Below are 25,989 nucleotides of genomic sequence, written 5' to 3'. Positions count from 1 at the left end.
TTATTGTTGTTTTTTTATTCTTTGCCCAGTTCCTCTAATTCAAAATTCCGAGGCTGTGCGTACCATGAATAGTTTTCATCACCTTGACTTGATGACCATTTTTGCGGATATACATGCTCTTCCCAATCAATAGGAATCGCTATTTGCTCATTCGTTGCAGCTATCTTAAAGCCGGCAATAATCTCTTTTTCCATTTCCTCTGTTATTATCTCTGGAGAAAAGGAAATAAAGAGTGGGGTTCCACTATGCGCCAACAAACGAAACCATTCACGATTCTCTGCCCATGGAATATCTTCTGTTATTCCTACGCAGTCAGCATCACACATGTAAAAATGTCTATGCTGTGGCATCCGAAAAGCCAGTGTATTTACTCCCATTTTTCGAGTTCTAGAAAATTCGCGACCGCTTGTGTCATCGCCAGTTCGTTGAATATCAAAATTCCCTACCGAGAGATGTCCAATTGTATTACAGCCAATCAGTAATTTCTCACCAGCCGCCTCGCGTATTGCTTTGTAAAATTGATTGATAATTTCTGCTGTTGTCTTGGTCTGGTCATAAAAACTAACTTCGTGATTGAAATATTCCTTACCCATTTCAAATCCCCATTGACCAAAAATATCGATAGTCGAAAAGTCATGTTTGATTATTTCATATCCCCAGCCAATAAACCGTTGAATATCTTGTTGAATCCAATCCAAAACTGCCGGATGACTTGGATCTAGAATCACATTCTCTTGATCGTTCTTCAGAATCATTTCCTCATGGATTTTTGGATCTTTCTGTTGTAATAATGGTCGGAACCATAGCCCTGGCAAAACAGATTTTTCTTTAATCTTATTGGCAAGCTCTGTCATAGAAGAGAAGTTCTGATTGGACTGATTCCACGGTCCCCCATTATAGTCATTACTATGCGCTACTTGCCAGCCATCATCAACGACCATATACGGCCGGTTTTTTAAACCTGCAGAATAATGACTTAATGCATCAGCCATTTCTAAAATTAACTGTGTTGAGTTTTTTCCATATGCATAGTACCAATCATTTCCACCATAGACTGGTCGAGTTTTTAAAGGCTTACTAGCCACTAATGATTGACAAAAATCAGCAACAAAAGAGAATGAATCACGCGTTTGTATCTTTTTATAAACAATCGTTGCACAAGCTAACGTTCTTTCTTTTAAATCAATCGCCTGTGTCCCATTTCTAACATCTAACCATAAATCGACAGACTCTGGGGTGACTTGCCATTGGCACAAAGCATTCGCATTGGTTTTGACACCCCAGCCAAACATTTCATTAGTAAGAATCGACTTGCCAATAAAATACCAAAAAAGGCTTTGATCAGTAGCCATCGTTTGAAAAGCTAGATCCCCATAGCCTCTCTCAAAAGCATCCGCCAACAACTGGACAGCCGGTGGAAAATCATACGTCCAGGTTAATTGAACTCTCTTTAGCTTTTCCTTGCTGGATTTCAAAGAAACTTGCCAGCCGTTATTTTTTGAAAACAGAACTTCGAGACCTTCATCATTTGAGAAGGTCTCGCTATTTTTTACTTTTTTTAACATCAGCCACGTGTTATCTTCTTTTTGTACTCGAACGTACTGGGGAATGGCTATCATAAATTTATTGCCTCACTTTCATTTATAGATAATTTATTTTGAGGAAGTAGCTTAGCTAATAGCCCTACACTAATCGGCAACAATACTACCTGGCTTACAAAACCAAATAATGGCAATATCAGAAGCAATGCAAGCAAGAAAACAAGTAACTTGCTTACATTTTTTCCTTTTGAAAAGAACAGTTGCGAGCCAAGTTTAATCACTGCTAGTTCACCTAAGTTCTCTCCAAAATTTATCCAAAACAGAATCAGCATAACCCACCAGCTACTAAAGAGCAGCAGAATTGGCAATGTACCCATTGTCCATAGTGTGATTCCGTATAACTTAAATCCAATCATGACGCTCATCATCAGATACCAAAAAAACAAAAGAAAAGGGGTACTAAAACGAAAGAATCGCCAATATTTTTTTAGATACCCTGTGAAAAAATCACCAAAGATATTCTCTTGTGGACAATTTTTATCATAGACGATTTGCGCTGTAATACATAAATTTGGAAGTATCAGGCAGATTGCAGCCAAAAACAACAAATTATTTTCAATCACAAATTTATAACCACTTAGAAAAAATAAAATCGGTAAACTAGTTAGGGTAAAGGGAATAATTAAATATAGGTAATAGAAAAAAAGATTAATAATTTTCATTTGCTATCCTTTCATACCAGAAGTCGAAATCCCTTCAACAAAATATTTCTGCGCTGTGAAAAAGATAATCAACGATGGAATCAAACTAATAATCGACATCGCCAAAATTTGGTTCCAATTTGCACTGCTTGAAGTTGTATCCACAGCCATTTTTAAAGCTAATGAAACAGGATATTTGTCGACACTTGAAATATAAATTAACGGCCCCATAAAATCACCAATCGCTCCCATAAATTCGAATAATGCTACAGCAATCAACGAAGGCCGAAGTAATGGTAAAATAATATAGTAAAAACGTTTAAACGGGCCGCAGCCATCGATTACAGCTACTTCATCTAAATCTCGAGGAATTCCTCTCATAAATTGAATTAGCATAAAGACATAAAACGTATTTTGAGCAAACAAGCTTGAAGAAACTAAAGGAACATAGGTATCCAAGAAGCCTAATTTACTCCATAGTAAATACATCGGTACTTGTGTAACAACGCCTGGTAAAAATAAGGTCGAAATCAAAATTGCAAAGAAAATCTTTTTACCTGGAAAATTGAATCTTGAAAAACCATACGCGGTTACCGCGCTAGAAATAACCACAAACAAGATTCTAGGAACAACAATTTTGAAAGTATTTATAAAGTAGGTCAAAAAAGTAAACTCGGTATTCGTTTTCCAGCCTTGAATGTAGGGTGTAAAATCAAACTTAGTCGGAATAAAAGAAATAGATGTGAAAATTTCCGAGTTATTTGGTTTAAAAGAAGAACCAATCAACCATAGCACCGGATATAACATGAAGAAGGCTACCACGATCAACAGAACGTAGCGCAACCAAGCAAGATTCTTCCCTTTACTCTGTTTTGCCATCATTATTATTTCCCTCCTTCATCAGAATAGAATACCCAGTAGCTAGATGATTTAAATACAAGGGCAGTTAATATCAAAATAATCATAAATAACACCCACGATAATGCACTGGCGTAGCCCATATTGAATAATCGATAGGCATTGTCATAAATATATAAGCCGATAAAGTAGGTTGTTTTTAACGGACCACCTTTTGTCAGCATATACGGAGCATTGAACTCTTGAAGCGAGCCAATCAGACCCATAACCAAATTGAAGAAGATAATTGGTGAGATAGAAGGAATCGTAATATTCAAGAATCGTTTGAATTTTGATGCCCCATCCATCTCGGCAGCTTCGTACAGCTCTTGTGGTACCTCTTTCAATGCAGCTAAGAAGATTAACATTGCTGACCCAAATTGCCAAACATGCAAAATAGCGATCACGAACAATGTCCCATACTCAGAAGAGAACCACGAAATAGGGCTACCGCCCAGACTTGAAACAATCTGATTCACCAAACCAGTATTTGAGAATAAAAATTTCCACAAGACCATAATTGCAATATTACCGCCTAAAATGGAGGGGATATAGTAGACCGTTCGAAAAATACTGATTCCCTTCATCTTCGAATTCATAACCATCGCTACTAACAATGCCACGACCAAATTAATGGGCACACTGATTACTACATAGCGTAGAGTCACAAATAATGATTTCAAAAACACTTTATCTTGTGTAAATAGTTTGATATAGTTTTGCAACCCGATAAATTCAGGTGTGCCAATAATATCGTACTTAGTAAAACTTAATATAAATGAAGCTATAAATGGGTATAGTTTGAATATGCACAGTCCCAATAGCCAAGGGGCTATAAATAATAGCCCCATCTTATCCTTCCTCATTGTAACCACTCACTTCAACTTTATTTTTTTGTTTCTAGAAGAGCTTGAGTAATTCCTTCATACATTTGATTGGCAGCCTCTTTTGAACTAATTTCTCCATAGGCATAGCTATCCATCAAATCAGCCCAAGCTTCAGTTACTTTAGATGCTTCAAAGTATGGACTAAGTGGTAGTTCAGACATATTTTCAGCTACATAATTATTAGCCGTTTTCGCCAATCCATCGATGATTCCAGCATCATCTAATACTTTACTGGCTTTTGTATTGGCAGGTACGCCACGTTCAAGTCCAAGTTCTTTGACTGCTTCTTCATCATTTAATAAAAAGTTGAGAAGTTTACTTGTTTCCTCAGGATGTTTGGTCGTTTTCGAAATTGCAAATAACAACGACGGTTTAGTTGAAACACCTGAATCTTTCATTCCTTCTTGTGTAGGTAAGCCGAGAAAAGCTAATTCTTGATTGTCCGCATTCTTCAGTGCATTTTCATAGACTTGGACCTGAGAAGACCATTCATGTACACCGGCATATTTTCCATCTAAAAAGGCTGGCGATTCGCTTAGAGAGGATGCTCCAGAAAGTTCTCCGACAGATTCTTCAACCGGTGGAATGACTTTTTTATCAACTAATTCTGCATAAAAGTCTAATGCTTCTTTTAATTGGGCTTCCGTAAACCCTAGATCACCATCTTTTGTAATAAATGGTTTACCTGTTTTTTGTTGGATATATTGCGTCGCCAAAATCATTCCTGTGTATGGTGAGGCATAAATCGGGTATTGTCCTTCATCGAATTTTCCACCGCTAGAAATTAAATCATCCCAAGTCTTAGGCATCTCAATTCCTTTTTATCATACTGGGTTTTGTTAATCATCAAGGTATAGGCATTCGTCGAAACAGGTACTGCATTTTGAATGCCCTTCATTTGTCCTACTTCTAATATTTCCTTGGTGTAGCCGCTCAAATCTAAATCCGATAATTTACTTAAATCGTAAAAACCTTCTCCCGTTGGTGAATAATTTACTAACCAATCATAATTTACTTGCATCAGATCAGCAGCAGTTCCACCTGCAATTTGGGTCGTTGTCTTTTCTACAATCCCATCATATCCACTATATTCAGCTTTTACTTTAATTTTAGGATTTTCTTTTTCAAATAATTTTATTGCGCTTAAAGTTGCCTCATGACGGGTATCACCACCCCACCAAGAAAATCGAATTTCTGTTTTATCTTCTGAACTATTCTCCGCTTTCTTGCCATTTCCACAAGCAGTTAAAATAATTCCTGATACAGCACATACAGTCCCCAACGCTAGCCATTTCTTCAATTTACTTCGTTTCATTCTTATCTCTCCTTTATATGTTATCGCTTACAAATCAATGGTACTATAATTATCATTCCGACAATTATAGACTAAGCAGATAAAAATCCGTAAAAAACAGATATCTTACTGTTTGAAGAATTTAATTCAGCTAGTCTAGCTGAACTATTTCTTTTGTGCAATTGGGTGATACGTCTTGCTGTGAACGATTCGCTTCATACACAAAATCTACCTTAGAATCTCTTTTTTCTGATCACTGATACTAGCTATTCTTAACATCTTTGGGACTCATCCCAAAATAATTCTTGAACACTCTACTAAAATAATCAGGATTCTCGCCCAAGCCAACCTTCTCAGCTACTTCATAAACTCTTCTTCCCTCTAATAAAAATTGCTTCGCATAATCCATCCGTACTTGTTGTAATTTATTAGAGAATTTCTGCCCACTTTCCTTCAAGTACACCTTACCTAGATACTCGGCATTCAGATATAAAAAATTCTGAGAAATCCATTTTAAGGTGAGTTCGTGTTCAGCATAATATTTTTCAATAATAAGATTAATATTATCAGAAATGCGATTATCTTTAGATAACCACCCTCCTTCTGATAGCGCTAAATCATCAATGCTCCGCTTAATTATTTGTTTTAAAGCACTGGCTTGTTCAGAGCTCTCAATCGCATGTTTATTTTTCAAAATCTCTTCAGAGCTTGTACCAAATTTAATTTCTAGTCTTTCAAATAGAGTACTCAATGAAAGTTTCAATGTATCTGGTAAAATATAAGCCCTTTCAGCCAATTGAAAAAGTTCATCTAAAAGTGAATAGCTCGTTGAAAAATTGTTTTCATTCAACTCTTTTGTTAGTTGCTCGAACTTACGGACAAACTCTGATTTTAGATGCTCATGTTTCTCTCGAATTTCATTAATCTCAAGGACAATCGGCTGATCAAAGTAAAAAGATAAGTTTCGAAATTTTATGCCTTTTTCAAAGGTTTCCTTCATTCCCTGTAAGCTCTGGTTCTCCGCTAAAAAAAGACCAAAAGATTGCGAGATGCTTGAAAAATCAATCTTCTTTATTGTCTGCCTCACCTGATTTTTTGTAAAAAAGAAGTATATGACGATTTCATGTACACCACCCACGATGTAACGAACACCCTCTGACATTAATTGTTGTTCAACTAATGGACCTACTTTGGCGTGTGTTTCGGCGGTGTACATCAAATAAGAAAAATCTCCCGTAAACTGTTCTTCGATTTGCCCATCTCTCAGCATTTTTTCGACGATTTGACGCTTGATTAAAAATGAACTATTTTTTGATTTTCTAGAATCATTTATCGCACTATCCAAACTTTCAATCAGCTTACTTTTTGTGACAGGTTTTTGTAAAAAATAGCGAACACCATACTTCATCGCCTCTGTTGCATAATCTAAACTGCCAAATCCAGTTAAAACGATCATCTGAAGATTTTGGTTTATTTTCAATGCTGCCTGAATTAACTCTAGTCCGCTCAATTTTGGCATTTTTAAATCCGTAATCAAGATATCGATTTTATTTATTTTGAGGAAATCCAAGGCTTTCTCGCTTGAATAAAAAGTTTCTGTAATTTCTATCGGAAGTTCTGTATTAGTCAGTGCTTTCGTAATTCCATCCGCACTAATTCGCTCATCATCTACAACGACTGCCTTAAATGTATACATCAATTTTCCTTCTTTCCCTCTGAAATTTCTGTGTTAGGTAAATAGATCGATACCCGCGTCAGAATATAAGGTTGTGAGTCAATCTCTAGCGTCGCTAATTCCCCATAAATTATTGTGATCCGCTCTCTAATATTTTCTAACCCTACACCTGTCGATTTCTTTTTATTTTTCAAACTATTCTCAAATCCTGCACCGTTATCGGACACATCTATTCGGATACCCGACTGTTCATTTTTAATGACTAGGTGAATATTAACTGGTTCATCTTGCTGCTCTAGTCCATATTTTATGGCGTTTTCTATCAGTGGTTGAAGAATCAATTTTGGTACTTGACTAGAAAGCAACTGTCTATCAACCTCTTGAGAAAATCGGAGCCTCTCTTTAAAACGAATAAACTGAATGTTGAGATACGCTTGGACAATGTCCAGCTCTTCTTGGATCGAATGGTATTGTTTTTTTTGATCGAATTTCGACTGCAAAAGCACAGCTAGCGAGCTAACCATTTCTGATATCTCATCTTCTTCATGATCAATTGCCAACCAATTAATCGAATTTAAAGTATTATATAAAAAATGTGGGTCTAGCTGAGCCTGCAAAAATCGATATTCCATCTCTTTTGTCAATAATTCAGAATGGTACTCTTTAATGACTAGCTCTTGAATTTCATCAATCATTTTCTTAAAGCTATGATTTAACACACCTACTTCATCCCGTAAATCCATATCCAAATCTTCGCTCAAAGATTTAAAACTTTCCTCACCTTCAAATTTCTGCATAGTAGACGCCAGTTTATTGATAGGCGAAACTAATCGTGCAATTAATCCTTCAACAATCTTAAATCCCAGTAATAAAATAATTGCCATAATAATAAAATATACAGTGATGATTTGGAATACCTGAGCTAATAGTTGTCGATTTTCCATATAATAGCCAACAGTAAACTGATTACTGCCAACTTGAAACATCTTCTTTTGGACGAAGTACTTCTCACCACCCAAACTTTCAACTGAATTTCGTAACCCTTTCATTTTAGGATCAATCAACTGTCGGTCCTTCTTATGCTTTTTAAATAGCTCATAATTTGTAGAAGAAATTTGTTCTTGATAAGCCAAGGTCAAGTAGTCGTCACTAGAAAAGAGCGAAGCATCTGCCAGCAAATCATCTACAAAGTTCAGATTTAAATACGCAACCATAACCCCTATCCGCTCATTTACTGAGTGTCTCGTACTAAATAAGTTTCGGACATAAATTGCTTCTTGAACATTTTCATCCAAGAACCATTCACCAATTGTATCATCGGCCGGTAGCGCTTTAATTGTATTGTAGATTGAAAAATCCTGAAATGTTGATTCTCCACTGATAATATTACCCGATACATTCGCCAATGAATCATCAAAAATCAATACTCGCTTGATATTTTGTTTATTTACAAGAAGCCAATTAAGTTCCACTTGTAGTGCATTCCTCAACCCATGAAGCTCCCCACCAGATAACTCTTCATTATTTTTCTTTTCTAGATTTAATTGGAATGTCTCATTTTGATTTAGCTCGGTCGTCAATGTTTGAATTTGTTCCATTTGTGCCTGCACATTGTAGGTCAATACTGATAACTTCTCTTGATTTCTTTCGTAAACTTCATCAGACAACATCTGACTAGCCATCAAACCTAAAACGATAAATGCCAGCGCTATAGCAATGAAAACACTATAAAATATCAGCTTGAATTTCCCAGAATAAGACAATTTTTTGTATAGTTTTCTTCCTATTTGTCGCATAGTTCATTCTATTCCTATCTTTATCAAATTTTCTATCAGTATACCACTTGATTAAAATTTTTTTGAAAGTTTAGCGAATTTTCTAAAAAAGTTTTATTTTGTTTATTCTATTCTCCCATGTAGACTTACTCTTTTATAGTCAGAGTTAAACAGATTATGAAATAGCCATCTGCAAAAAATATCTTATAAGAAACATTAAAAAAATTGCACTACAAAAAACAAATTAGCTTATATGCAAGGAAATATATTCATAAAATTTTATAAACTCGCTGAGCAAATACCACACCTAATTTCAATCTTAAACGGTTATTTAAAACAGAACATAATCTTAAAAAAAACATAAAAATGCCCACTTTTCTAATAATGGTTGTTTGTTGCGTATTATTATGTGTGAAATATGGGGCAAAAAGGCTATTATTTAAAGCAAAAGCCACTTGATAAGAGATTCATTCTATTTTCGATTCTATTAAAATGTCCGAAAACACCGCAACTAACAACCTTTTAAGAAAAACACTAAGTACTGTAATTTCCAGTAAAATATGAATTTAACTCAGATGAATTTTACAAATATCATCCCTAAAATCCTGACTTTACAAGGTTTATAATTTTTATAAGCTCCAATCCTTACATTTGATGGGTAGTAAACTAGCCCCTTTTTATAAAATGGTTGTTTGTTGTGCACCTTCTCAAATAATAAATGAGGTGAAAAAGACAATTTTAACAGCAAAAGCTACTAGACAATGGATTATTGCAATTTGGCGATCTGCAAAAATAAACAAAAACATCGCAACTAACAACCTTTTAAGAAAAATTCAGAAATATCTCATTAACAGCCCTGTGTGAGAACTATTGAAAGAGCGTTTGTTATTTGTCTGCCCCGCTAAATGATTCTGATTAAGTAGGACTGGCACTGCGGCACATGGCTTCTAACAAATTAAAGTGCTCACAAAGATTTTCCACAAAAAAAGGAACAAAAATCAACCTTCGATTTTTGTTCCTTACTTTGTTTATTTACTTAAAGTATTTATAGCGAGCTTTATTCTTCCGTTTTCAACAATGTTTTTGCAACAATTGCGGCTAATAGTCCACCAATGATTGGGGCTACGATAAATACCCATAATTGACTTAGTCCATCGCCACCGACGAAGATTGCTGGTGCAAGACTTCGTGCTGGGTTTGCCGACATACCAGTTAATGGAATACCAACAAAATGAATGAGTGTTAAAGTTAATCCAATCACTAAACCAGCTAGTTTGCTGTTGCCTTTTGAAGCACTTGTTACTGTCATGATGACTAAAACAAAGATGAATGTCAAAATAATTTCGATAGCTAAGGCTCCTACAGTTCCTAACTCAGTGAAGGCGTTTTGACCCAAGTTATCCAGAGATTTTCCAGCATCGTTCAAGATTAATCGTAAAGTAAAACTAGCTAGAATCGCTCCAATGACTTGGCTGACAACGTAATACACAAGTTCTGTTGCTGTGATTCGTTTATTTAACCACATTGCGATGGAAACTGCTGGATTCAGATGCGCGCCAGAAACTGTCCCAATACTGTAGGCCGCAGCCACAATCGTTAGACCAAATGCCAACGCAATCCCGGTAATACCAATCCCCTCAATTCCACCACCAAGAACTGCTGTAGCTGTTCCAACAAACACCAAAATAAATGTACCAATAAGTTCTGCTATTGCTTTTTTCAAATTTCTTCCCTTCTTTCTAGAAGTTATCATAGCATTTTCTAGGAAAAAGGTTTGGAAATTTGCATTATTTTTTCACCAGGAGTTTCTACGTAAGAAACAGCCACGTTTCACCCATCTCTACAAATGAAATTTAAATGTTAATCGATGACTTGAATCCCTACGCCTAGTAAGCCTGGGCCAGTATGCACGACTAGAGCTGGTGAGATTTGACCAAAGTAAATTTGGCCGACTTTCGGAAACGTTTCTTTTAGTTTCGTTTTCATCCATTCTGCATCAATCAACGCATCACCATGAGCCACTGCCAGGTTAAAATGCGCATGATCGCCGACAAATTTCCGGACAAGTTCAACGGTTTTATCTAAACTTTTCTTACGTCCACGAGCTTTAGCAACCGTGTGATAGATCCCTTCATCGTTACATGAAATGATTGGATTCAAGCGTAACGCATTCCCAACAATCGATGCGACCAAACCAATTCGGCCACCCTTTTGTAAATATTCCAATGTCGCAACATTGAAGTAGACTTTATTTTGGACCACTTCTTGACTTAATTGCGTAGTAATCGTCGTCCAGTCAGTTCCACTCTTCAAAAGCTCAGCTGCGCGGATCGCTTGGAAACCAGCACCGATACCGATATTTTTCGTGTCTAAGACAAATGTTTCTAAGCCTTGATATTGCTCACCAATCAAACGAACGACGTTAAAGGTCCCACTCAACCCACTAGAAATAGTGATAGCTAGGACTTTTTCATAGCCATCTGCCTTAATTTTGTCAAAAATAGTCGTAATTGCTTCACCATCTGGTAAAGATGTACTAGGGATTTCAATCGGCAATTTTTTGTAGATTTCATCTGCCGTAATATCTACTTTATCGGTATATTCTTTATCTTTATAAATGATTTTTAACGGAATCATATAAATATTTTCTTGTTGGATAATCTCCTCTGGTACATCTGTTCCTGAATCGACTAGGATAGCAATTTTATCTTTGTTCATCAAAATTTCCCTCTTTCATGTAAGTTGTCTCCAGTTCAATCATTTTCTCTGCTAATAATTTTGCAGCAAACGAATAAGTCGCTGCCTTAACAGCTATATACTCTAATGGCACCTCTTGTTGCGTAATCGCTACACTTTCACCTTGCGCCTGACGACCAGCAATATGGATTGCCAACTCTTGTTCATGACAAAATAAATTATAGGCCTCTCTAATCCCAACAGCTTTCCCTTGAAATAAGATGCCCTCTTTAATTTCTGGTATTGTCAATACTTGTTTCAATAGCGTGATAGCAACTAAAAAAGCCACATGTCGCTTCGAATAGCGTTTCTTCTCAGGTGCTGGAATTAAGCCCAACTTGACATAGTTATTTACCATCGAAGAAGTCAACAAGGTATGTTTTTCCGGTTGAATGACCGGTGAGAGATAGCGATCAATTAATGTCAATACTTGATCCATATATAAATCAAGTTCTGGCAACTCTTCCCATTTCGGTAAGTGGAACGTCGACAATTCAGTGCCCCAGGTTGCCAATTCTTTCCTTAGTTCATCCAAAGCTATTCACCTCTTTTAATTTCAATAACATCTTATCATAGTTTCAAAAAACATTCAATTTAGTTTCCAAAACTAGATTGAATGTTTTTTCACTAGACATCGCTCGACTTAGTGAGAATTTGATTAAGGTCTGACACGATTCGTATCAGAATACAGGCGCTTACTTTCATTCGTAAACAACACATGGTATCTTTATTCATATTTAAGAAAGAAGGCTCTCTTGAAATGATTTTAAATAAACGTGAAATTGGCAAGCTAACTTTATTAAAATACTTGTCTTCGCAAAATACACCCATCCATAAGGACCTAATTCTTTCAAAATTTACCATCTCATTATCCACCTTAAAACGCTATATGCAGGCAATGAATGAAGATTTACAAGCAGTTGAAGAATTTACCCAGATTCGAATCATTGAAGCGGGCGGCTTTCACCTCGAAAATCCGACGCCTTTTAATAATCAGTACGTGCTAAGAAAAATGACTTATCTGTATCATCAGCATTCCTTACAATTTCGCTTATTTAAAGAGATTTTCTCCAATAACCTCTACAGTATCCATGATTTAGCAGCCAGTCTCTCTATCAGCACGCCCTATCTCTACAAATTATTTCTGGAAGCCAATCGATTTTTGAAACCATTTCACATCAAAATTGGTTATTCAGCCACAATTGACGCGATTACACTTATCGGACAAAACGAGAATATTCGCTTATTTGAAACCTATTTCTTTTGGAACGTCAATCAAGGAATGGACTGGTTCTTTAAGAATATTTCTGTTGCTAAACTGTCTTCCTACTTTACTAAACGTGAATTTCGGCTAATTTTTAACTCATCAACAGCTAAGCAAACGAAATTTTTATACTCACTCGCGGTCATCCATCAACTATACCCTGTTGAAAGTAAACGGCTGCATCTCGATGAACCACTTATCGGCGTGTTATCCGAATTTAAATACGTAAACGATTTATCCACGCCACTTGTGCGGCTACTCAAAAAAAGTTACCCTGAGATTCATGATCCCCAAGGGTTAAAATCGGAGGCGCTATTCTTTAACTTTACCAGTCGTCTCTTCAGCTCCTATAGTGATTCGAAAAAAACGCAGATACAGATTGGTAAGCGGCTTGCTCAATTAACCAACGAATTAATTGATTACTGCAGACGTTTGATAGACGCGCTAACTCTTGAATATCCAAAAATCAGAACATCAACCTCCTACAAAGAATCAAGATATAGATTGTTTTATTTTTTCTCCCTCTATCTAATTAATGTTCGCTACATTCAGTTTGACTCGTCCTATCTACAAGAATTTATGTTTGTTAACCCAGCCATTCAGCCAAACAAATCTCCTCTATATGAAGAAGGTGCGCAATTTTTTAATCGCTTTTTAGCTGAACAGCCTCTCTCAGAAAAAGGTGTACTCTCACCCTTTCACTTGTCCCTTGCTCATGGATTAATTTATTACTTTTTATCACAAACTATGCACACACCCATAACTCTCTACATTCAGTTTTCAAAAAATATATTCGGTCACGTTTACCTTCATAGCCAACTATACGATCTATTAGGGCACGAAAACATTTTGATTGTCGAAGAAATTGGGGAGGCGGACATCATCATCTCTGACTTCTATGAGAATCGCTACAAAAATGACAATTATTTTTATTTTGAAGACCTAACAGATCCCGAAAACTGGACAAACCTATTCTCCTTTATTCATCATTTCAGACTGAATCATAGGAAATGACGAACGGTGAAATTTTGTGGGTAGCGACTAATTACCTATAAAAATAAGAAATAGGCGGACCAACTCTTAACTAAAAATTGGACTTACACAACCTCTCAAGCCGCATTCAGTAGACAAATAGGGCAAGTCTACTGGTTTATTTCAGACAGTTGCTTTTTTGTTAACGCAACTGTCTCAAACTCCGTAGCTTGCCCCACTTTTTTATGAACAAAACCTTCTAACACACACTTCTTCTACACTCTATTTTACATTTCCCATCCATTAGTTCACTTGATTTACTCGGTCTACTCAATTTGTTCTAGTCTCATAATTCACTTAATTTATTCGATTTACTCGATTTGCTCACTCTCAATTTCGGTTATTTTTTGCAAAGAAAGTAGCTGCTTTAAAGCATCTTGTTTGGCCCAATAAACGCCCACAAATAAAATACACACTGAAAAAGTAGCAATCGATTGAACTGCATCCAAATAAATACTTGAAAGTCCCCCAATTATCGCACCCAAAGGCGATAAACAAGTAGCCAGACCTACTGCATAACCGACCACTTTTCCAACTATTTCCTTGGGTGAGACTGTTTGCAAAACCATCTGAGCTGAGACATTAATCACCCCGATTGGAATAAAGCCAATAAAGAATAAAAACACGGCTAAGGATGGGTTACCGACGAAGTTACTATAACAACTAGCACTCCACGAAACAGTCATCAGCACACAAGCAATTGGATACAGTTTGCTAAAATTCAACTTTTTTATGAAACGCATGTTTACCAGAAAAATCCCTGATAGAATCCCTAAACCTGATGCTGATAGAAACAAACTATATTGCAAATCGCTAAGGGCAAACGCCGGTAAATTCGCGTAAATAGCCGTCACCACCAAATTGATCAAGACAAATCCAAGCAAAACTGGCGCAATTGTTTCACCCTTTAAGACATCAATAATTTCTTTCGAATCCATTTTATATCTATGTATAGAAAATTTTTCTTTAGAGGAAGCTTGTTGTGTATTAACAACTGTTTTCGATAACAAGAGGAACAGCAAACTATTAATGAGAAAAGTGGTGCTACTAATATAATAGAGGGAATAAATGCCGACTATTGAGATTAAAACGCCAGATATCGCATTAAAAAAAGTGTCACTTCCCTGATAAGCTAGCGTAAATAAGCTATTTGCCTGTAAGAGCTCTGCCTTTTTCACCAATTTTGGCAGTAAACTAATTTGACTAGGATAAACCAGCTGATTAATGAGTGTAATCACTGGCATTATGATTAAAATACTGGTGACGGTTAAACGGCCGGTATAGTATAAACTAGGAATTAGCAATAACAATAATGCTTGCAGCAGTTGCGACAATACGAGGAATTTCTTTATATTGATTCTATCCAATAGGGGATTTAACAGAATTTGGATAATCGCGGTCGATGAAGTCAAGAACAACGCGATCCCTGAATAAAGCGTCGAATGGGTCATGTGATAGACCAGTAACGTCGTAGCCACCGCATAGAGACTATCTGAAAAATTAGCAAGTAACCTCCCCAAAAATAAAATCATAAACTCCTTGTTTTTTATTATACCCATCCTCTTATTCCACCTTTTCTAAACTTTCACTGATTTTTTTAACCCACTTACCTGACCGACACTCACCCATTCACGACGTCTATTCAACTCGAATTACGCCAATGCCTCTTCTTCTACTTAGCTGATTTCTTTCACCTCGAGCTGTTCACGAGCTAGCTCATCAAATAAAAAAGTTTTTGTTTCGTACGCCTCTAAAAAAATGATCTTTAGTAATTTTCCCTTCTCCAACAATTGGATTAACTTCTTGGTATCGGTGTTATTTTTGATACTCACTTTATTCGTTGAAATACACGTTGCACTTACTTGAATCTCAAACATATTTTTCCCTTCCTCGTTTCTGATAACCCTACTTTACCTGATAGTAAGATAGCGGAACAGGACAAGAATGTCCCTTTTCTCTGTTAGAAATTTCAAGACAAAATAAGCCAGATAAGTTTTTCACCTACCTGACGCTAATTGGGTATTCAATTGTACTTTCTAAACTCTCTAACTAAGCTTATTCTTCAACGCTTGAACCTTTACCTGTCAGCTGATATTCACCTAAATCCTTCTGAAATTCAGCTTTTATTTTACTAGAAAGAAACTCTTCTCCTAACAAAGCTGCCAATTCTGAAGCCTTCATGTATTGTTTTTCTGCCTCAATTATCTTTTGCTCATGAAATAAAAGATATTTCCCTTCAAGCATATCCACTACTGGCTTTCTATTGTAGTCTTTGGTGGCATCCATAATCACTCGTAAGACCTTTATAATCCTAGCGAATGACGCATAGTTATGTGTTATTTCAAAAATGCTAATCACCGTGATAAGGATTCTTGAGAGTAAAAATAATTCATCTGTTGACTTGTAATCGACGGACTCTATCAGCGTACTCACCAACTCGTCAAAAGTATTACGGTCATCCAATTCGTAAAATTGACAGTTGAAATATAGATATAAAATATGTAAATCATTCTCGGTATACTGTTTTTTAATCGTTATCTGGTAAAAGTAATCCGATAATATTTCCTCTCCAAATGCGGCATTATCAGTATGCTTCACATCCATACTCGAGCGTTGAACATCCACCGATAGCTGCTCTTCTTCCGGTAATATCTCATAGTATTTTTCATAAATTTCGTCAAAAATCCGCTCTTTTTGTTCCCTTTTATTCGTATCACCATAAGTATAGAATTTCAGAAGTGCTCTCTTTAGCTTCAAATAACCATTAGGCAGCTGAATCGCTTGCTCATCTAATAAATCTGAGATACTAATTTTCAGTATTTTAGCGATAAACTCTAGTTTAGGCAAGGTGGGGACTGACACCCCCGCTTCTATCCGTTGCAATTGTCGGACTGTTAACTCTGCTTGATCCTGGCAAAATTCTTCCCTCGTCAATCCTGCCGCTTCTCTGTATAATCGAATTTTCTTTCCTAACTCCGTTTTTATAATAGACATGGCCTCACCTCATTTTTCCCGTTAACTCAACTTTCATAAAATATATTATCTCATTAAAAGAAGTGATTGACCACGCGTTATTTAAAAAAAACAACTATTCATTTACTTTTTACAAAAAAAAATAAAGTATCCCTCAAAGGAATGTACACTAAAAAGTATCAAAAAAAAGCCAGCCTTACTAGCCATTTTTCGATACTTCCTACTATTATTAATAATAAATACGGCAGACTACAGTCAGACAATTTTCAACTGGTAAATTGTCCCTTAGATGTTCCACTAGAGACTCATCTACTCACATCCAGCTTACCTATGCTCTTGATGAATGTAGCTTCTAGATCTTTATGTAAAAATTCATTATAGTTTAATAGTTTGCAGATTATACATTTATAGCCATAGATATACGCGTTTATCCCCAAAAGTCATCTTCAACTTGTTGTTCTGCAGAAAACAACCATACCTCTTTAATTTTACCAGCTTCTATTTTAAATAAGTCAAAGCCATCCATGTTCAAATCAGCGCTTTTCTTTTGTGCGAGAAAAGTAACATTGACAGCGACAAAACAGTCATTACTTGATACCCAATTCGTTCTAATTTTGAATGTTCCATTACTTCTTTCAGCAAATGCACCTAGATGCTGCCCCAGTCTTTCCTTACCAATGATTTCTCCAGAAAGAGTGTTATTTCCAGGTTGATGCCATTTAATATCATCTGCCATTGTGGCAAATACAGCTGGAAAATCTCCCTCAGATAGTGCTTTGTTATACGCGTTAAATACCTCAATTACATTTTGTGTCATGGTAAAACTCCTTTTACATTAGTTTGGATAGTTTCATATCCTAACCTTATTTTATAGGATAGGATTGTTTTTACTAGTACGCACATTTATAATACATAGTATCAATTTCAATACTGTGTATTAAGAAAGGACTTAATTATGACAACTATTTACGGAGAAAGTGTGTATGGAAAATGCCCGTTTGCGACAACACAACGCGTATTACAAGGGAAGTGGGGGATTGTCGTTTTATACCAGCTGAGTACTGGGACAAAAAGATTCAATGAATTAAACAGGCTGATACCAGAGGTTACACGAGCAGTTTTGACTAGGGAATTAAGACAATTAGAGCAGGACGGACTGATAATCAGAAAAGTTTATGCTGAAGTTCCACCTAAAGTTGAATATAGTTTAAGTCCCTTAGGCGATAAATTCAGAAAAGTATTAGATCAAATCGAAATTTTCGGGTTAGAGTACATAAAAGAATTAAAGCTCAAATGAGTTAGGAGTTTTTATAGTCAAGTAGCTATTTGAAAGTACTTAAGCCAAGGAGTCAGAGCAATTGGAATTTCTATTCTGACTTTTTGATTCCCCTATAACTCGCCACTCGAAGCACTCAATTTAAAGTACTTATCTATTGATATCAGCCTTATGTATACTGTCGATTAATTTTGTTTCTAAATTTCTATATAAAAATCCATCAATAGCCGCTCTTTTTTCTATTTTAAAAGATAAAGCAACCTAAGCGTAGAAACTAGGCTTAGGTTGCTTAATTTACAAATATCGAAAAAATTTATTACTCACTGATAGAAATACGTCTCCATAAGCAAACAGATTCAGACTTATTCTTCTATGTATTGTGTATCGCCAATAACATCTAAAGAATATTTATTGTCCTTATATTTAAGAATAGTCACGCTACAATTATCTAATACTTCACCTTGATATTCTTCTGGAACTATAAGCTCTAAGATCGTTGGGATCATACTTCCTGAAGAAACAATCATCACATTCTCAGCATTTTTCTTCTTTGCATCTTTAATCACTTGGTCCATTGCCGCTTGTCCACGAGTAGTAATTTCATCATAGGTTTCAGCCGCTTTTAATGGATCATTTTCAGCAATGGCATTGGCAATCCCTGCGTCACCTATTTTTTCAACTAGTTTCTCATAGTCAGACCAGTTCTCATCTAATTTCAAACCATTTTTCTCAAAAATCGGTTCCCACATTTCACCATTGGTTTTTCCTTCATAGCCACCGTAATTCCATTCTTTGAAACCATCATGTTCAAGTAATTCTGGTGTTTTATGCTCACTTTTAGAAAGAATTAATTTTGCTGTATTTCTCTGTCGACCCAATTCACTAGAATAAGCTAAATCAAATTTGATATCCTTTAAGCCTTCTCCGAGTTTTTCAGCCTGACTGATCCCTACATCAGTCAATGGTGAGTCAGCAAATCCTTGTACTTGATCTGTTGTATTGAAAAAAGTTTTTCCATGTCTGATCAAGTAAATAGTCACTTCATCATTTTTTTCTTTCGCTTCAGATTTATTATTTTCTGCTCCACAAGCGGTTAAACTCAATCCTAATAACCCAACAAACAACCCTAAAAATACTTTTTTCATTTTTTAAAGTTCCTCTCCATTCGTTTCAATCAACTGTTTATACCAATAGAATGAATCTTTACGGCTTCTTGATAAATCACCTGTTCCATCATCATGTTTGTTCACATAAATAAAACCATAGCGTTTTTTCATCTCGCCAGTTGTCGCACTAACTAAATCAATCGGTCCCCACATTAAGTAACCAAAACAATCGACTTTATCTTCTTCAACAGCTTTCTTCAACTCACTCAAATGCTTGCGTAAAAAGTCAATACGATAATCATCATGGACAATTCCGTCTGCTCCAACTTCATCAACTGCCCCTAACCCATTTTCACAAATAATGATAGGGAGTCCGTATCTTCGATAAGTATAGTTTAATAAGTATCTAATACCGACAGGATCAATTCCCCATCCCCATTTAGTTTTTTCCAAGAATGGATTATGAACACCACCAAAGAACGAGCTTTCGTCTGCTTCGCCGCCTTCATACAATGCAACCGCCGACATGTAATAATTCATGCCAATGTAATCCAATTTCCCTTCAGCGAATGCTTTTTTATCTTCTTCAGTCATCCCAATATCAATGCCCATATCTGCATATTCTCTTAATTTATATTTAGGAAATTCACCGTAACACATTGCATCCACTTGGTAGAAGTCACGATCCATTTCTTTAAATGCATTCAAAACATTTGTAGGATTACAATCGACAGAATAAGTTGGTGTAATACCGAACACACAACCAACTTGACTATCTGCATCTAATTGGTGAATTAATTTTGTGGCTCTCACACCAGCTAAGGTCATGTTATAGCCGACCACGGCTAATGTTTCTTTTTTATTTCCTTCTAGTTCACTGTATTTCAATCCTGCTAAAATATAGGTGAACATATCAGAAGCTTCTGTTTGTGGATCAATATGATTCATTTCGTTGAAAGTCACCCAATATTTGACCTTTCCTTTCAGCGCTTTAACCATAGTTTCTACAAATTTCAAATAGAAATCAATGACTTTCCGGTTCTTCCAAGAGCCGTAAGTTGTCACTAAATTCATTGGTAATTCAAAGTGATAAAGTGTGATAATCGGTTCAATTTTGTATTTCAATAGTTCATCAACTACATTTTGATAGAACTCAATACCCGCTTGATTTGGCTCAACATCATCGCCATTTGGATAAATACGTGACCAGTCGACTGAAATACGCAGACTTTTAAAGCCCATCTCGCCAAATAATTGAATGTCTTCTTTATAACGATGGTAGAAATCAATTCCTTCGTGTGAAGGATAATGTCTACCTTTTTCGATTGTTTTTGTATATTCACGAGGTGTATTAGCCGATCCTGATGTAGCAAAGTCCATAATCGCTGGCCCTTTTCCACCTTCTTGCCAAGCTCCTTCTAACTGATGAGCTGCGATACTTCCGCCCCATAAAAAGTCCTTCGATAATTTCGTCATTTAATTCTCTCCTTATCTATACAACGACTGTTAAGCAATCTTCTTTGTTAGTTAAATTCAAATCGTTGGTTGGTAAAACATCTAAATAATCTGAAGTATTCGTAATAACTGTTATAACGACTGGATCGTAGCCTTCCTCACGGATTTTAGCCATATCCGCTTTCAGAATTGCCTGTCCGATTGTGATCATATCTCCTTGTTGCACAAATGATTCAAAATACTTTCCGTTAAGCTCTACCGTATTTATCCCAATGTGAATTAATATTTCAATTCCATGAGTTGTCTTAATTCCAATTGCATGTTTTGTTGGGAACAGACTAACTACTTCACCACTAATTGGAGCATAGATAGTATCTTCTTCTGGTTCAATTCCTAGACCTTTTCCTAATGCAGAAGAGGCAAATGCTTTATCATTTACATTGCTTAAGACAACATTTTTCCCTTTAACGGGAGCCTTGATTGTTAGTTTAGGAACCTCTTTTGAATCCGACTCTAATGTTAATTCTTCCTTCGCTGCTACTTTTTCATCATCTGGAATTCCTAGGAGGTAGGCTACAATTCCTGACCCAATAAATCCGATAATGACAGCAATCACCATCATATAAAAGTTTCTATAATTGTCCTTACCAATAAATGATGCAATTCCAAATAGACCTACTGGTGCATAACCAACAACTTTCATTAATCCAGCAAATAGTCCACCAAGTCCACCACCAATTAAAACAGCAATGTATGGACGACGATATTTTACAAACACACCGTAGATTGCAGGCTCAGTTACACCCATAAATGCACTAAAGGCTGTTGTCCCAAATAATTGCTTCTGTTTTGGATCCTTTGCTCTAAAGAAGTAACCTAAGACAGCCCCACAAACAGCAATATCAGAAATAACCCATGCTGCAGTAAAAACTGGATCGTAACCTAATGTTGCGTACGAATTCATAAAGATTGGCAAAATAAAGTTCCCTGCACCAATCGTAATCAAAAATGGTTGTAGCGCCGCATACAACATAACTACACTCCAACTACCAAATGTATTGCCAATAAATTCAAATATAAAGTTTATTCCATCCCCAATGTAAGTTCCTAGAGGGCCAAATAAAATTAAAGTGACAGGTAATGTAATAATCAAAATCAATACTGGATTAAAGAAATACTGTAAGGCTTTTGGAATGATTTTATCTAAGGCTTTTCCAACATATTTCATAAATATGATACTTAAAATAATCGGGAAGAACGAGTTAGAGTAAGTTGTCTCAGGTAATTTCAATCCCAAAAAGTCTAATCCGGCTACGCCGTTGATTGTTTCAGACATCATTGTAAGAGCAACTGTAACCGCTAAGTATTCATTTACCCCTAATTGACGACCAAAAGAAATCGCAATCAATACAGGTAAGAAGAAAAATACAGACTGACGAATCGCATCTAAAATTAAATAAGTTGAACTTTCTGCAGACACTAACCCGGTCAATGAAAGCAGTGATAAAATCCCTGCCAATAGACCTGCCGACATGATTGGAACTAAAATTGGCCCCATCGCTTCAGAAAGTATCCGTAAAGCCATCGTCACAGGCTTTTCTTTTTCACCTGAGCTCGCTCCGGCATTTTCTTCACCTAATCCCAAAATTTGGTTTAATTCAGGACGAATATCTTGGACTTGAGTCCCGATAATTACTTGGTATGCGACATCATTTGAAACAACATCGATTACATCCGGTAAATCCTTAATTTCTTCTGTCCGTGCAATCTCACGATCCTTTAGTTTAAACCGCAAACGTGTCATACAATTTGTTACACTTTGAATATTATCTTTCCCGCCGAGTAATTCAATCAGCTGGTCACAAAATTCTTTATATTTCATATTAGTTCTCCTCTTCTCGTTTTGTAACACGTTGAATATGAAGCATCAAATAGGACTCCTCTTCATCAGATAATTCCTTTTCAAACGTGTCTCTGACATAAATACGTATCTTATTAACACAACTAAACGCCTCTGGATATAGTTTTCGAATCTGTTTATTCAGTTCAGTCTCTTTTGATGTATACCCTTCATTCTTAAACATTCGAATGATAAAATACTGTAAGTGAGTCACTAACCGAGCATAATTTATACTTTCCTCTTCAAACTCCAATTTAAAATGGTACTTAATAATCGATAATATATTTCTGACTGCCTCCATCATTCGCACCATATTGTCATCTTCATTCTCTTTTGTCTGTAGATTAATAAAGTGTAAAGCAATCGATACTGCTTCTTCATTCGGACAAGCTAGACCTGTTGTTTGTTCAATTAGTTTCACCGCATAAAGTCCAATCTTATAATGATCCGGATAAAACTTACGAACTTCCCAATCTAGGGGACTTTTGACAATCTGCTCTTTTTCCAACCTTTTAATGGCAAAATCAACATGATCTAATAGCGCTAAATAAAGATAATCAGAAACTTTTTTATTTATGATAGCTTCTCCATACTCAATCGTCTTTGTAACAATTTGAAGATATTCATCCTTCGTATTAGAAAGTAGATAGCTGAAATGTTCTAACTTATCATGTGAGTCTAAAACGTAAGTCTTTTGAATCTCTTCTTCTGAGATGTTATCACCAACCTTATGCTTGAAAGCAACACCTTTTGAATAAACGATAATTTCATTTCCACGTGCTTCGTTGTTACTTCCCTTTCTTACAATGGCTACATTATTGTTCAAAATCTGACTGATTAACATGCTTTCCCTCCTTCCAAACAAAAAAACTCAAACTACCTGGGGATAGTATATTTATCCCAAGGTAATTTGAGTTCTGCCTGCATTATCAGTAACATACTCATTGCGGCAACTACCACCGTTGCCCTAATTTAAGTTTTTTCTCATCTACAGTATAGTAGGGAATTTATTAGATGTCAATATTTTTTGGTGGCGATTTCATAAATGGATGTATCTCATGAGATAGATAAGTTAAATCAGAGTTATCTTTTAAAAAAATATGCTACGCAGAACTAAATTATCAGAACGGAAACAAAAAATATTTATTCAAGAAAACTTGGATATAGAATGACTGATTTGTTAGTCCACTGCTATTCATTCGCAAAATAATAAGTAAATAACTATAAGGAATCGATATTTAACTAGTAGCTATTTTACTTATCAAGAAATCTACGAACCTGTTATAATGTATTTATTAAATATATTGTCGGGAGGGCTTGTTTTGGTAGAAAGTTTAAAAAAAATCATTTATTTTGATGAGACATCTGCAATTGATTTATTACAAATTGAAAAGAAAGGTAACTTTAACCAAACAATAGAATTAGTTAATGAAGTTAGTGGTGAAACTAATGGTGAGTTAACTGCAAATGCCGCTGCTGGCAAACATAGTGCAGTTAAAACTTTCTTTGAAAAAATAACTGGATTGTCAGCATCTATAGAAGGACAGATTGGGATTTCAGGTGCTGTTCATGGAGGAAAAATCGCAAAAACATTGTTAGAAAACACTTTATTGTATGACTTTTTGGATACCGTAGAATTTAGAAAGAGAAAACCTTTAATAGATATTTCAGAGGGTTATAAGCTAACTATTGAAAAAGAATCTATGACATACTTTGCAATGATTGCTCCAATAACAGAAATGATGGAAGGCAATCAAAGAGTGGATGAGGAAATAACTATGACAGTGTCTAAAATGAATCAAGGAATCAGAAACACTAAAGGGTATTATGAATTGGTAGGAACAAAAGAAAAAAATGAGGACGATTCATCGGAAAAAATTACAGACAAAAGAATTTTTCGATTTAATATTGATTCTTTCAAGAATAACTACAGAATCCAAGATTTGAGAAGAATGAACCTAAATTTGTATTCCATATATGTGGGCGAAACATATATGTCCGAATTAAACTTTGAAAAAGAATTTGATCTAAACTCGGATAAAACTGAATTGGACTTTAAAGGGTTTGGTAATAATGATTCAAAAAAATCAGTTACACCTGATGAAATTATACCAGTATATGATGTAATATTGGCAGGGGTGAAATAAATGGAAAAAATAGTTCTTTTCGAAGGTTCAAAAAAGGATTTCAACTCCTATTTAGACGATCATGATGTTGAAGAATATACTCCATTTATGGAGCTGATTAGACAATATAATGAAAAAGTAAGAGGTAATGATACGTCTGCTGTAAATGAAGTAGGTGAGGTTAACAGAAATCTTATCGAAAATGTTGTGATTTATTCAGATGACTTTGCTTCAGTAACAGACCACGTAATCTCCAACTTTCCTAATATAGTAATTTTAGGACATGACATAGAGAACTTATATATTCAGAACCCACCTAAGCGTGTCAAATATTCATTAGAGGTAGAATTCGACGATATAATAAAATACCGCAAATCTAACTATTTTGAAGCAGATACAGAAGATATTATTAGCTTCTATAAAGAAATTAACACAGGTAGTATTATAGGCCAATCGGAAGCTAAGAAGAAAACATGCGTTGGACTATATAAATCTGCTGTTTTGGATAAAAATCAACCACTAGTTTTGTTGTATTATGGACCATCGGAGGTAGGTAAAACTGAACTTGCAAAAAAAATAAGTAGTTTTTATGCCGGCAGGCTAACAAGAATTCAATTTTCTATGATGCAAACAGAAGAAGCCGTCAAATATATTTTTGGGGATAGTCATGGAAAACCCTCCTTAGCGAGAGATTTATTGTCTAGAGAAACAAACATAGTATTAATAGATGAGTTTGATAAAGTTTCACCTTCTCTTTATAATGTATTTTATCAAATGTTTGATGAGGGAGAGTTTGAAGATATAAATTATAAAGTTGATGTTTCAAAATGTATCTTTATACTTACTTCTAACTTTAATACTGAAAAAAACATTGCTGAAGTATTAGGCTTTCCAATTTTTTCAAGAATAGATACTAAAATAAAATTTAAACAACTAACGAATGAAGAACTTGCTTTAGTAATTGAAGATATATTCGATGGTATCTATGAAAAACTGTCAACTGAAGACAAAAAACTAATTGATGGATCAGAACTAAAAAAAAGATATTTAGAATCAGTTGAAATTTTTAAAAATGTTAGATTATTAGATAAATTTATAGAAAATGATATCTTTAGTGTTTTATTTGAAAGTAGGCTTAAAGGAAATTAAATTTCAAAATTAAAAAAGCATAAAAAATAACACCGCGATTTCCATTTTCTAAACGTTATAAATAACGCCAACGGAAATCCGGTGTTGTGGGTTTGGCACCCAATGGGCTGTGAGGGGCTCGAACCCACGACCTACTGATTAAGAGTCAGCCACTCTACCAACTGAGTTAACAGCCCATTTTTAGTACCTTGTTATATTATCA

The 25,989-nt window shown here is 35.5% G+C and carries 23 protein-coding genes and 1 tRNA gene; 4 read left to right on the top strand and 20 right to left on the bottom strand.

What is annotated here, in order from left to right; all coding sequences use genetic code 11:
• Positions 1–14: 14 nt before the first annotated feature.
• From BAU15_RS02960 to BAU15_RS02910, 11 genes are all read right to left on the bottom strand, one after another.
• On the bottom strand, positions 15–1,619 hold the full coding sequence (locus BAU15_RS02960) for a glycoside hydrolase family 36 protein (protein ID WP_237580112.1): 1,605 nt from the start codon (positions 1,617–1,619) through the stop codon (positions 15–17).
• Positions 1,616–2,263 carry a hypothetical protein gene (locus BAU15_RS02955; RefSeq protein ID WP_161841247.1) on the bottom strand — a complete coding sequence of 216 codons (648 nt, stop codon included), beginning with the start codon at positions 2,261–2,263 and terminating at the stop codon, positions 1,616–1,618. Before BAU15_RS02955 ends, BAU15_RS02960 begins: the two co-directional genes overlap by 4 nt.
• A gap of 3 nt (positions 2,264–2,266) precedes the next feature.
• On the bottom strand, positions 2,267–3,124 hold the full coding sequence (locus tag BAU15_RS02950; protein WP_161841246.1) for a carbohydrate ABC transporter permease: 858 nt from the start codon (positions 3,122–3,124) through the stop codon (positions 2,267–2,269).
• A 2-nt stretch (positions 3,125–3,126) separates the two neighbouring features.
• Positions 3,127–4,005, bottom strand: a complete 879-nt coding sequence (locus tag BAU15_RS02945) for a carbohydrate ABC transporter permease (RefSeq protein WP_161841245.1) — start codon at positions 4,003–4,005, stop codon at positions 3,127–3,129.
• Between the two features lie 20 nt (positions 4,006–4,025).
• The gene (locus BAU15_RS15845) at positions 4,026–4,835 is read right to left on the bottom strand and encodes an extracellular solute-binding protein (RefSeq protein ID WP_161841244.1); all 810 of its coding nucleotides are present in this window, start codon (positions 4,833–4,835) and stop codon (positions 4,026–4,028) included.
• Positions 4,811–5,341, bottom strand: a complete 531-nt coding sequence (locus BAU15_RS15840) for an ABC transporter substrate-binding protein (protein WP_161841243.1) — start codon at positions 5,339–5,341, stop codon at positions 4,811–4,813. The genes BAU15_RS15845 and BAU15_RS15840 overlap by 25 nt, the downstream gene beginning before the upstream one ends.
• Before the next feature lie 241 nt (positions 5,342–5,582).
• On the bottom strand, positions 5,583–7,016 hold the full coding sequence (locus BAU15_RS02930; RefSeq protein WP_161841242.1) for a response regulator: 1,434 nt from the start codon (positions 7,014–7,016) through the stop codon (positions 5,583–5,585).
• Entirely contained in the window at positions 7,016–8,791 is a 1,776-nt protein-coding gene (locus BAU15_RS02925; RefSeq protein ID WP_161841241.1) for a sensor histidine kinase, read from the bottom strand. The genes BAU15_RS02930 and BAU15_RS02925 overlap by 1 nt, the downstream gene beginning before the upstream one ends.
• A 1,036-nt stretch (positions 8,792–9,827) precedes the next feature.
• Positions 9,828–10,523 (bottom strand): MIP/aquaporin family protein, encoded by a 696-nt coding sequence (locus BAU15_RS02920; protein ID WP_161841240.1) that lies wholly within the window; start codon positions 10,521–10,523, stop codon positions 9,828–9,830.
• A 107-nt stretch (positions 10,524–10,630) separates the two neighbouring features.
• Positions 10,631–11,488, bottom strand: a complete 858-nt coding sequence (locus BAU15_RS02915; protein ID WP_161841239.1) for a DegV family protein — start codon at positions 11,486–11,488, stop codon at positions 10,631–10,633.
• On the bottom strand, positions 11,475–12,041 hold the full coding sequence (locus BAU15_RS02910) for a DUF1836 domain-containing protein (protein ID WP_161841238.1): 567 nt from the start codon (positions 12,039–12,041) through the stop codon (positions 11,475–11,477). The genes BAU15_RS02915 and BAU15_RS02910 overlap by 14 nt, the downstream gene beginning before the upstream one ends.
• A gap of 225 nt (positions 12,042–12,266) precedes the next feature.
• Here BAU15_RS02910 and BAU15_RS02905 point away from each other — a divergent pair, with 225 nt between their 5' ends.
• On the top strand, positions 12,267–13,784 hold the full coding sequence (locus BAU15_RS02905) for a helix-turn-helix domain-containing protein (RefSeq protein WP_161841237.1): 1,518 nt from the start codon (positions 12,267–12,269) through the stop codon (positions 13,782–13,784).
• Positions 13,785–14,113: 329 nt separating this feature from the next.
• On the opposite strand, the gene BAU15_RS02900 is transcribed toward BAU15_RS02905, so the two are convergent.
• The 4 genes from BAU15_RS02900 to BAU15_RS02885 all read right to left on the bottom strand — a co-directional run bounded on the left by BAU15_RS02900 (position 14,114) and on the right by BAU15_RS02885 (position 17,592).
• Positions 14,114–15,361, bottom strand: coding sequence for an MFS transporter (locus BAU15_RS02900; protein WP_161841236.1), 1,248 nt, complete (start codon positions 15,359–15,361; stop codon positions 14,114–14,116).
• Positions 15,362–15,478: 117 nt separating this feature from the next.
• Positions 15,479–15,679 carry a hypothetical protein gene (locus tag BAU15_RS02895; RefSeq protein ID WP_161841235.1) on the bottom strand — a complete coding sequence of 67 codons (201 nt, stop codon included), beginning with the start codon at positions 15,677–15,679 and terminating at the stop codon, positions 15,479–15,481.
• A gap of 178 nt (positions 15,680–15,857) precedes the next feature.
• Positions 15,858–16,796 carry a helix-turn-helix domain-containing protein gene (locus BAU15_RS02890; protein ID WP_161841234.1) on the bottom strand — a complete coding sequence of 313 codons (939 nt, stop codon included), beginning with the start codon at positions 16,794–16,796 and terminating at the stop codon, positions 15,858–15,860.
• 406 nt (positions 16,797–17,202) lie between these two features.
• A complete protein-coding gene (locus tag BAU15_RS02885) occupies positions 17,203–17,592 on the bottom strand; it encodes a nuclear transport factor 2 family protein (protein WP_161841233.1) in 390 nt (129 codons plus the stop codon).
• Between the two features lie 138 nt (positions 17,593–17,730).
• Here BAU15_RS02885 and BAU15_RS02880 point away from each other — a divergent pair, with 138 nt between their 5' ends.
• Positions 17,731–18,072 (top strand): winged helix-turn-helix transcriptional regulator, encoded by a 342-nt coding sequence (locus BAU15_RS02880; RefSeq protein ID WP_161841232.1) that lies wholly within the window; start codon positions 17,731–17,733, stop codon positions 18,070–18,072.
• A 341-nt stretch (positions 18,073–18,413) separates the two neighbouring features.
• Here BAU15_RS02880 and BAU15_RS02875 read toward each other — a convergent pair whose 3' ends face one another.
• From BAU15_RS02875 to BAU15_RS02860, 4 genes are read right to left on the bottom strand one after another with little or no spacing between them, the layout of a single operon-like run.
• The gene (locus BAU15_RS02875) at positions 18,414–19,196 is read right to left on the bottom strand and encodes a histidine phosphatase family protein (RefSeq protein ID WP_161841231.1); all 783 of its coding nucleotides are present in this window, start codon (positions 19,194–19,196) and stop codon (positions 18,414–18,416) included.
• A 3-nt stretch (positions 19,197–19,199) separates the two neighbouring features.
• The gene (locus BAU15_RS02870) at positions 19,200–20,633 is read right to left on the bottom strand and encodes a family 1 glycosylhydrolase (RefSeq protein ID WP_161841230.1); all 1,434 of its coding nucleotides are present in this window, start codon (positions 20,631–20,633) and stop codon (positions 19,200–19,202) included.
• Positions 20,634–20,649: 16 nt separating this feature from the next.
• Positions 20,650–22,494 (bottom strand): beta-glucoside-specific PTS transporter subunit IIABC, encoded by a 1,845-nt coding sequence (locus BAU15_RS02865; RefSeq protein WP_161841229.1) that lies wholly within the window; start codon positions 22,492–22,494, stop codon positions 20,650–20,652.
• Between the two features lies 1 nt (position 22,495).
• Positions 22,496–23,356 carry a PRD domain-containing protein gene (locus tag BAU15_RS02860; protein WP_161841228.1) on the bottom strand — a complete coding sequence of 287 codons (861 nt, stop codon included), beginning with the start codon at positions 23,354–23,356 and terminating at the stop codon, positions 22,496–22,498.
• Positions 23,357–23,834: 478 nt separating this feature from the next.
• Here BAU15_RS02860 and BAU15_RS02855 point away from each other — a divergent pair, with 478 nt between their 5' ends.
• Entirely contained in the window at positions 23,835–24,659 is an 825-nt protein-coding gene (locus BAU15_RS02855; protein ID WP_237580111.1) for a DUF6414 family protein, read from the top strand.
• On the top strand, positions 24,660–25,787 hold the full coding sequence (locus BAU15_RS02850) for an AAA family ATPase (RefSeq protein WP_161841226.1): 1,128 nt from the start codon (positions 24,660–24,662) through the stop codon (positions 25,785–25,787).
• Positions 25,788–25,890: 103 nt separating this feature from the next.
• On the opposite strand, the gene BAU15_RS02845 is transcribed toward BAU15_RS02850, so the two are convergent.
• Positions 25,891–25,963 (bottom strand) — tRNA-Lys (locus BAU15_RS02845).
• Positions 25,964–25,989: the final 26 nt, after the last annotated feature.

The sequence above is a fragment of the Candidatus Enterococcus huntleyi genome, from assembly GCF_009933175.1.
GTDB classification, from domain to species: domain Bacteria; phylum Bacillota; class Bacilli; order Lactobacillales; family Enterococcaceae; genus Enterococcus_K; species Enterococcus_K huntleyi.
Note: the sequence above shows the minus strand (reverse complement) of the source record. Positions and strands in the feature narration are given on the sequence as shown.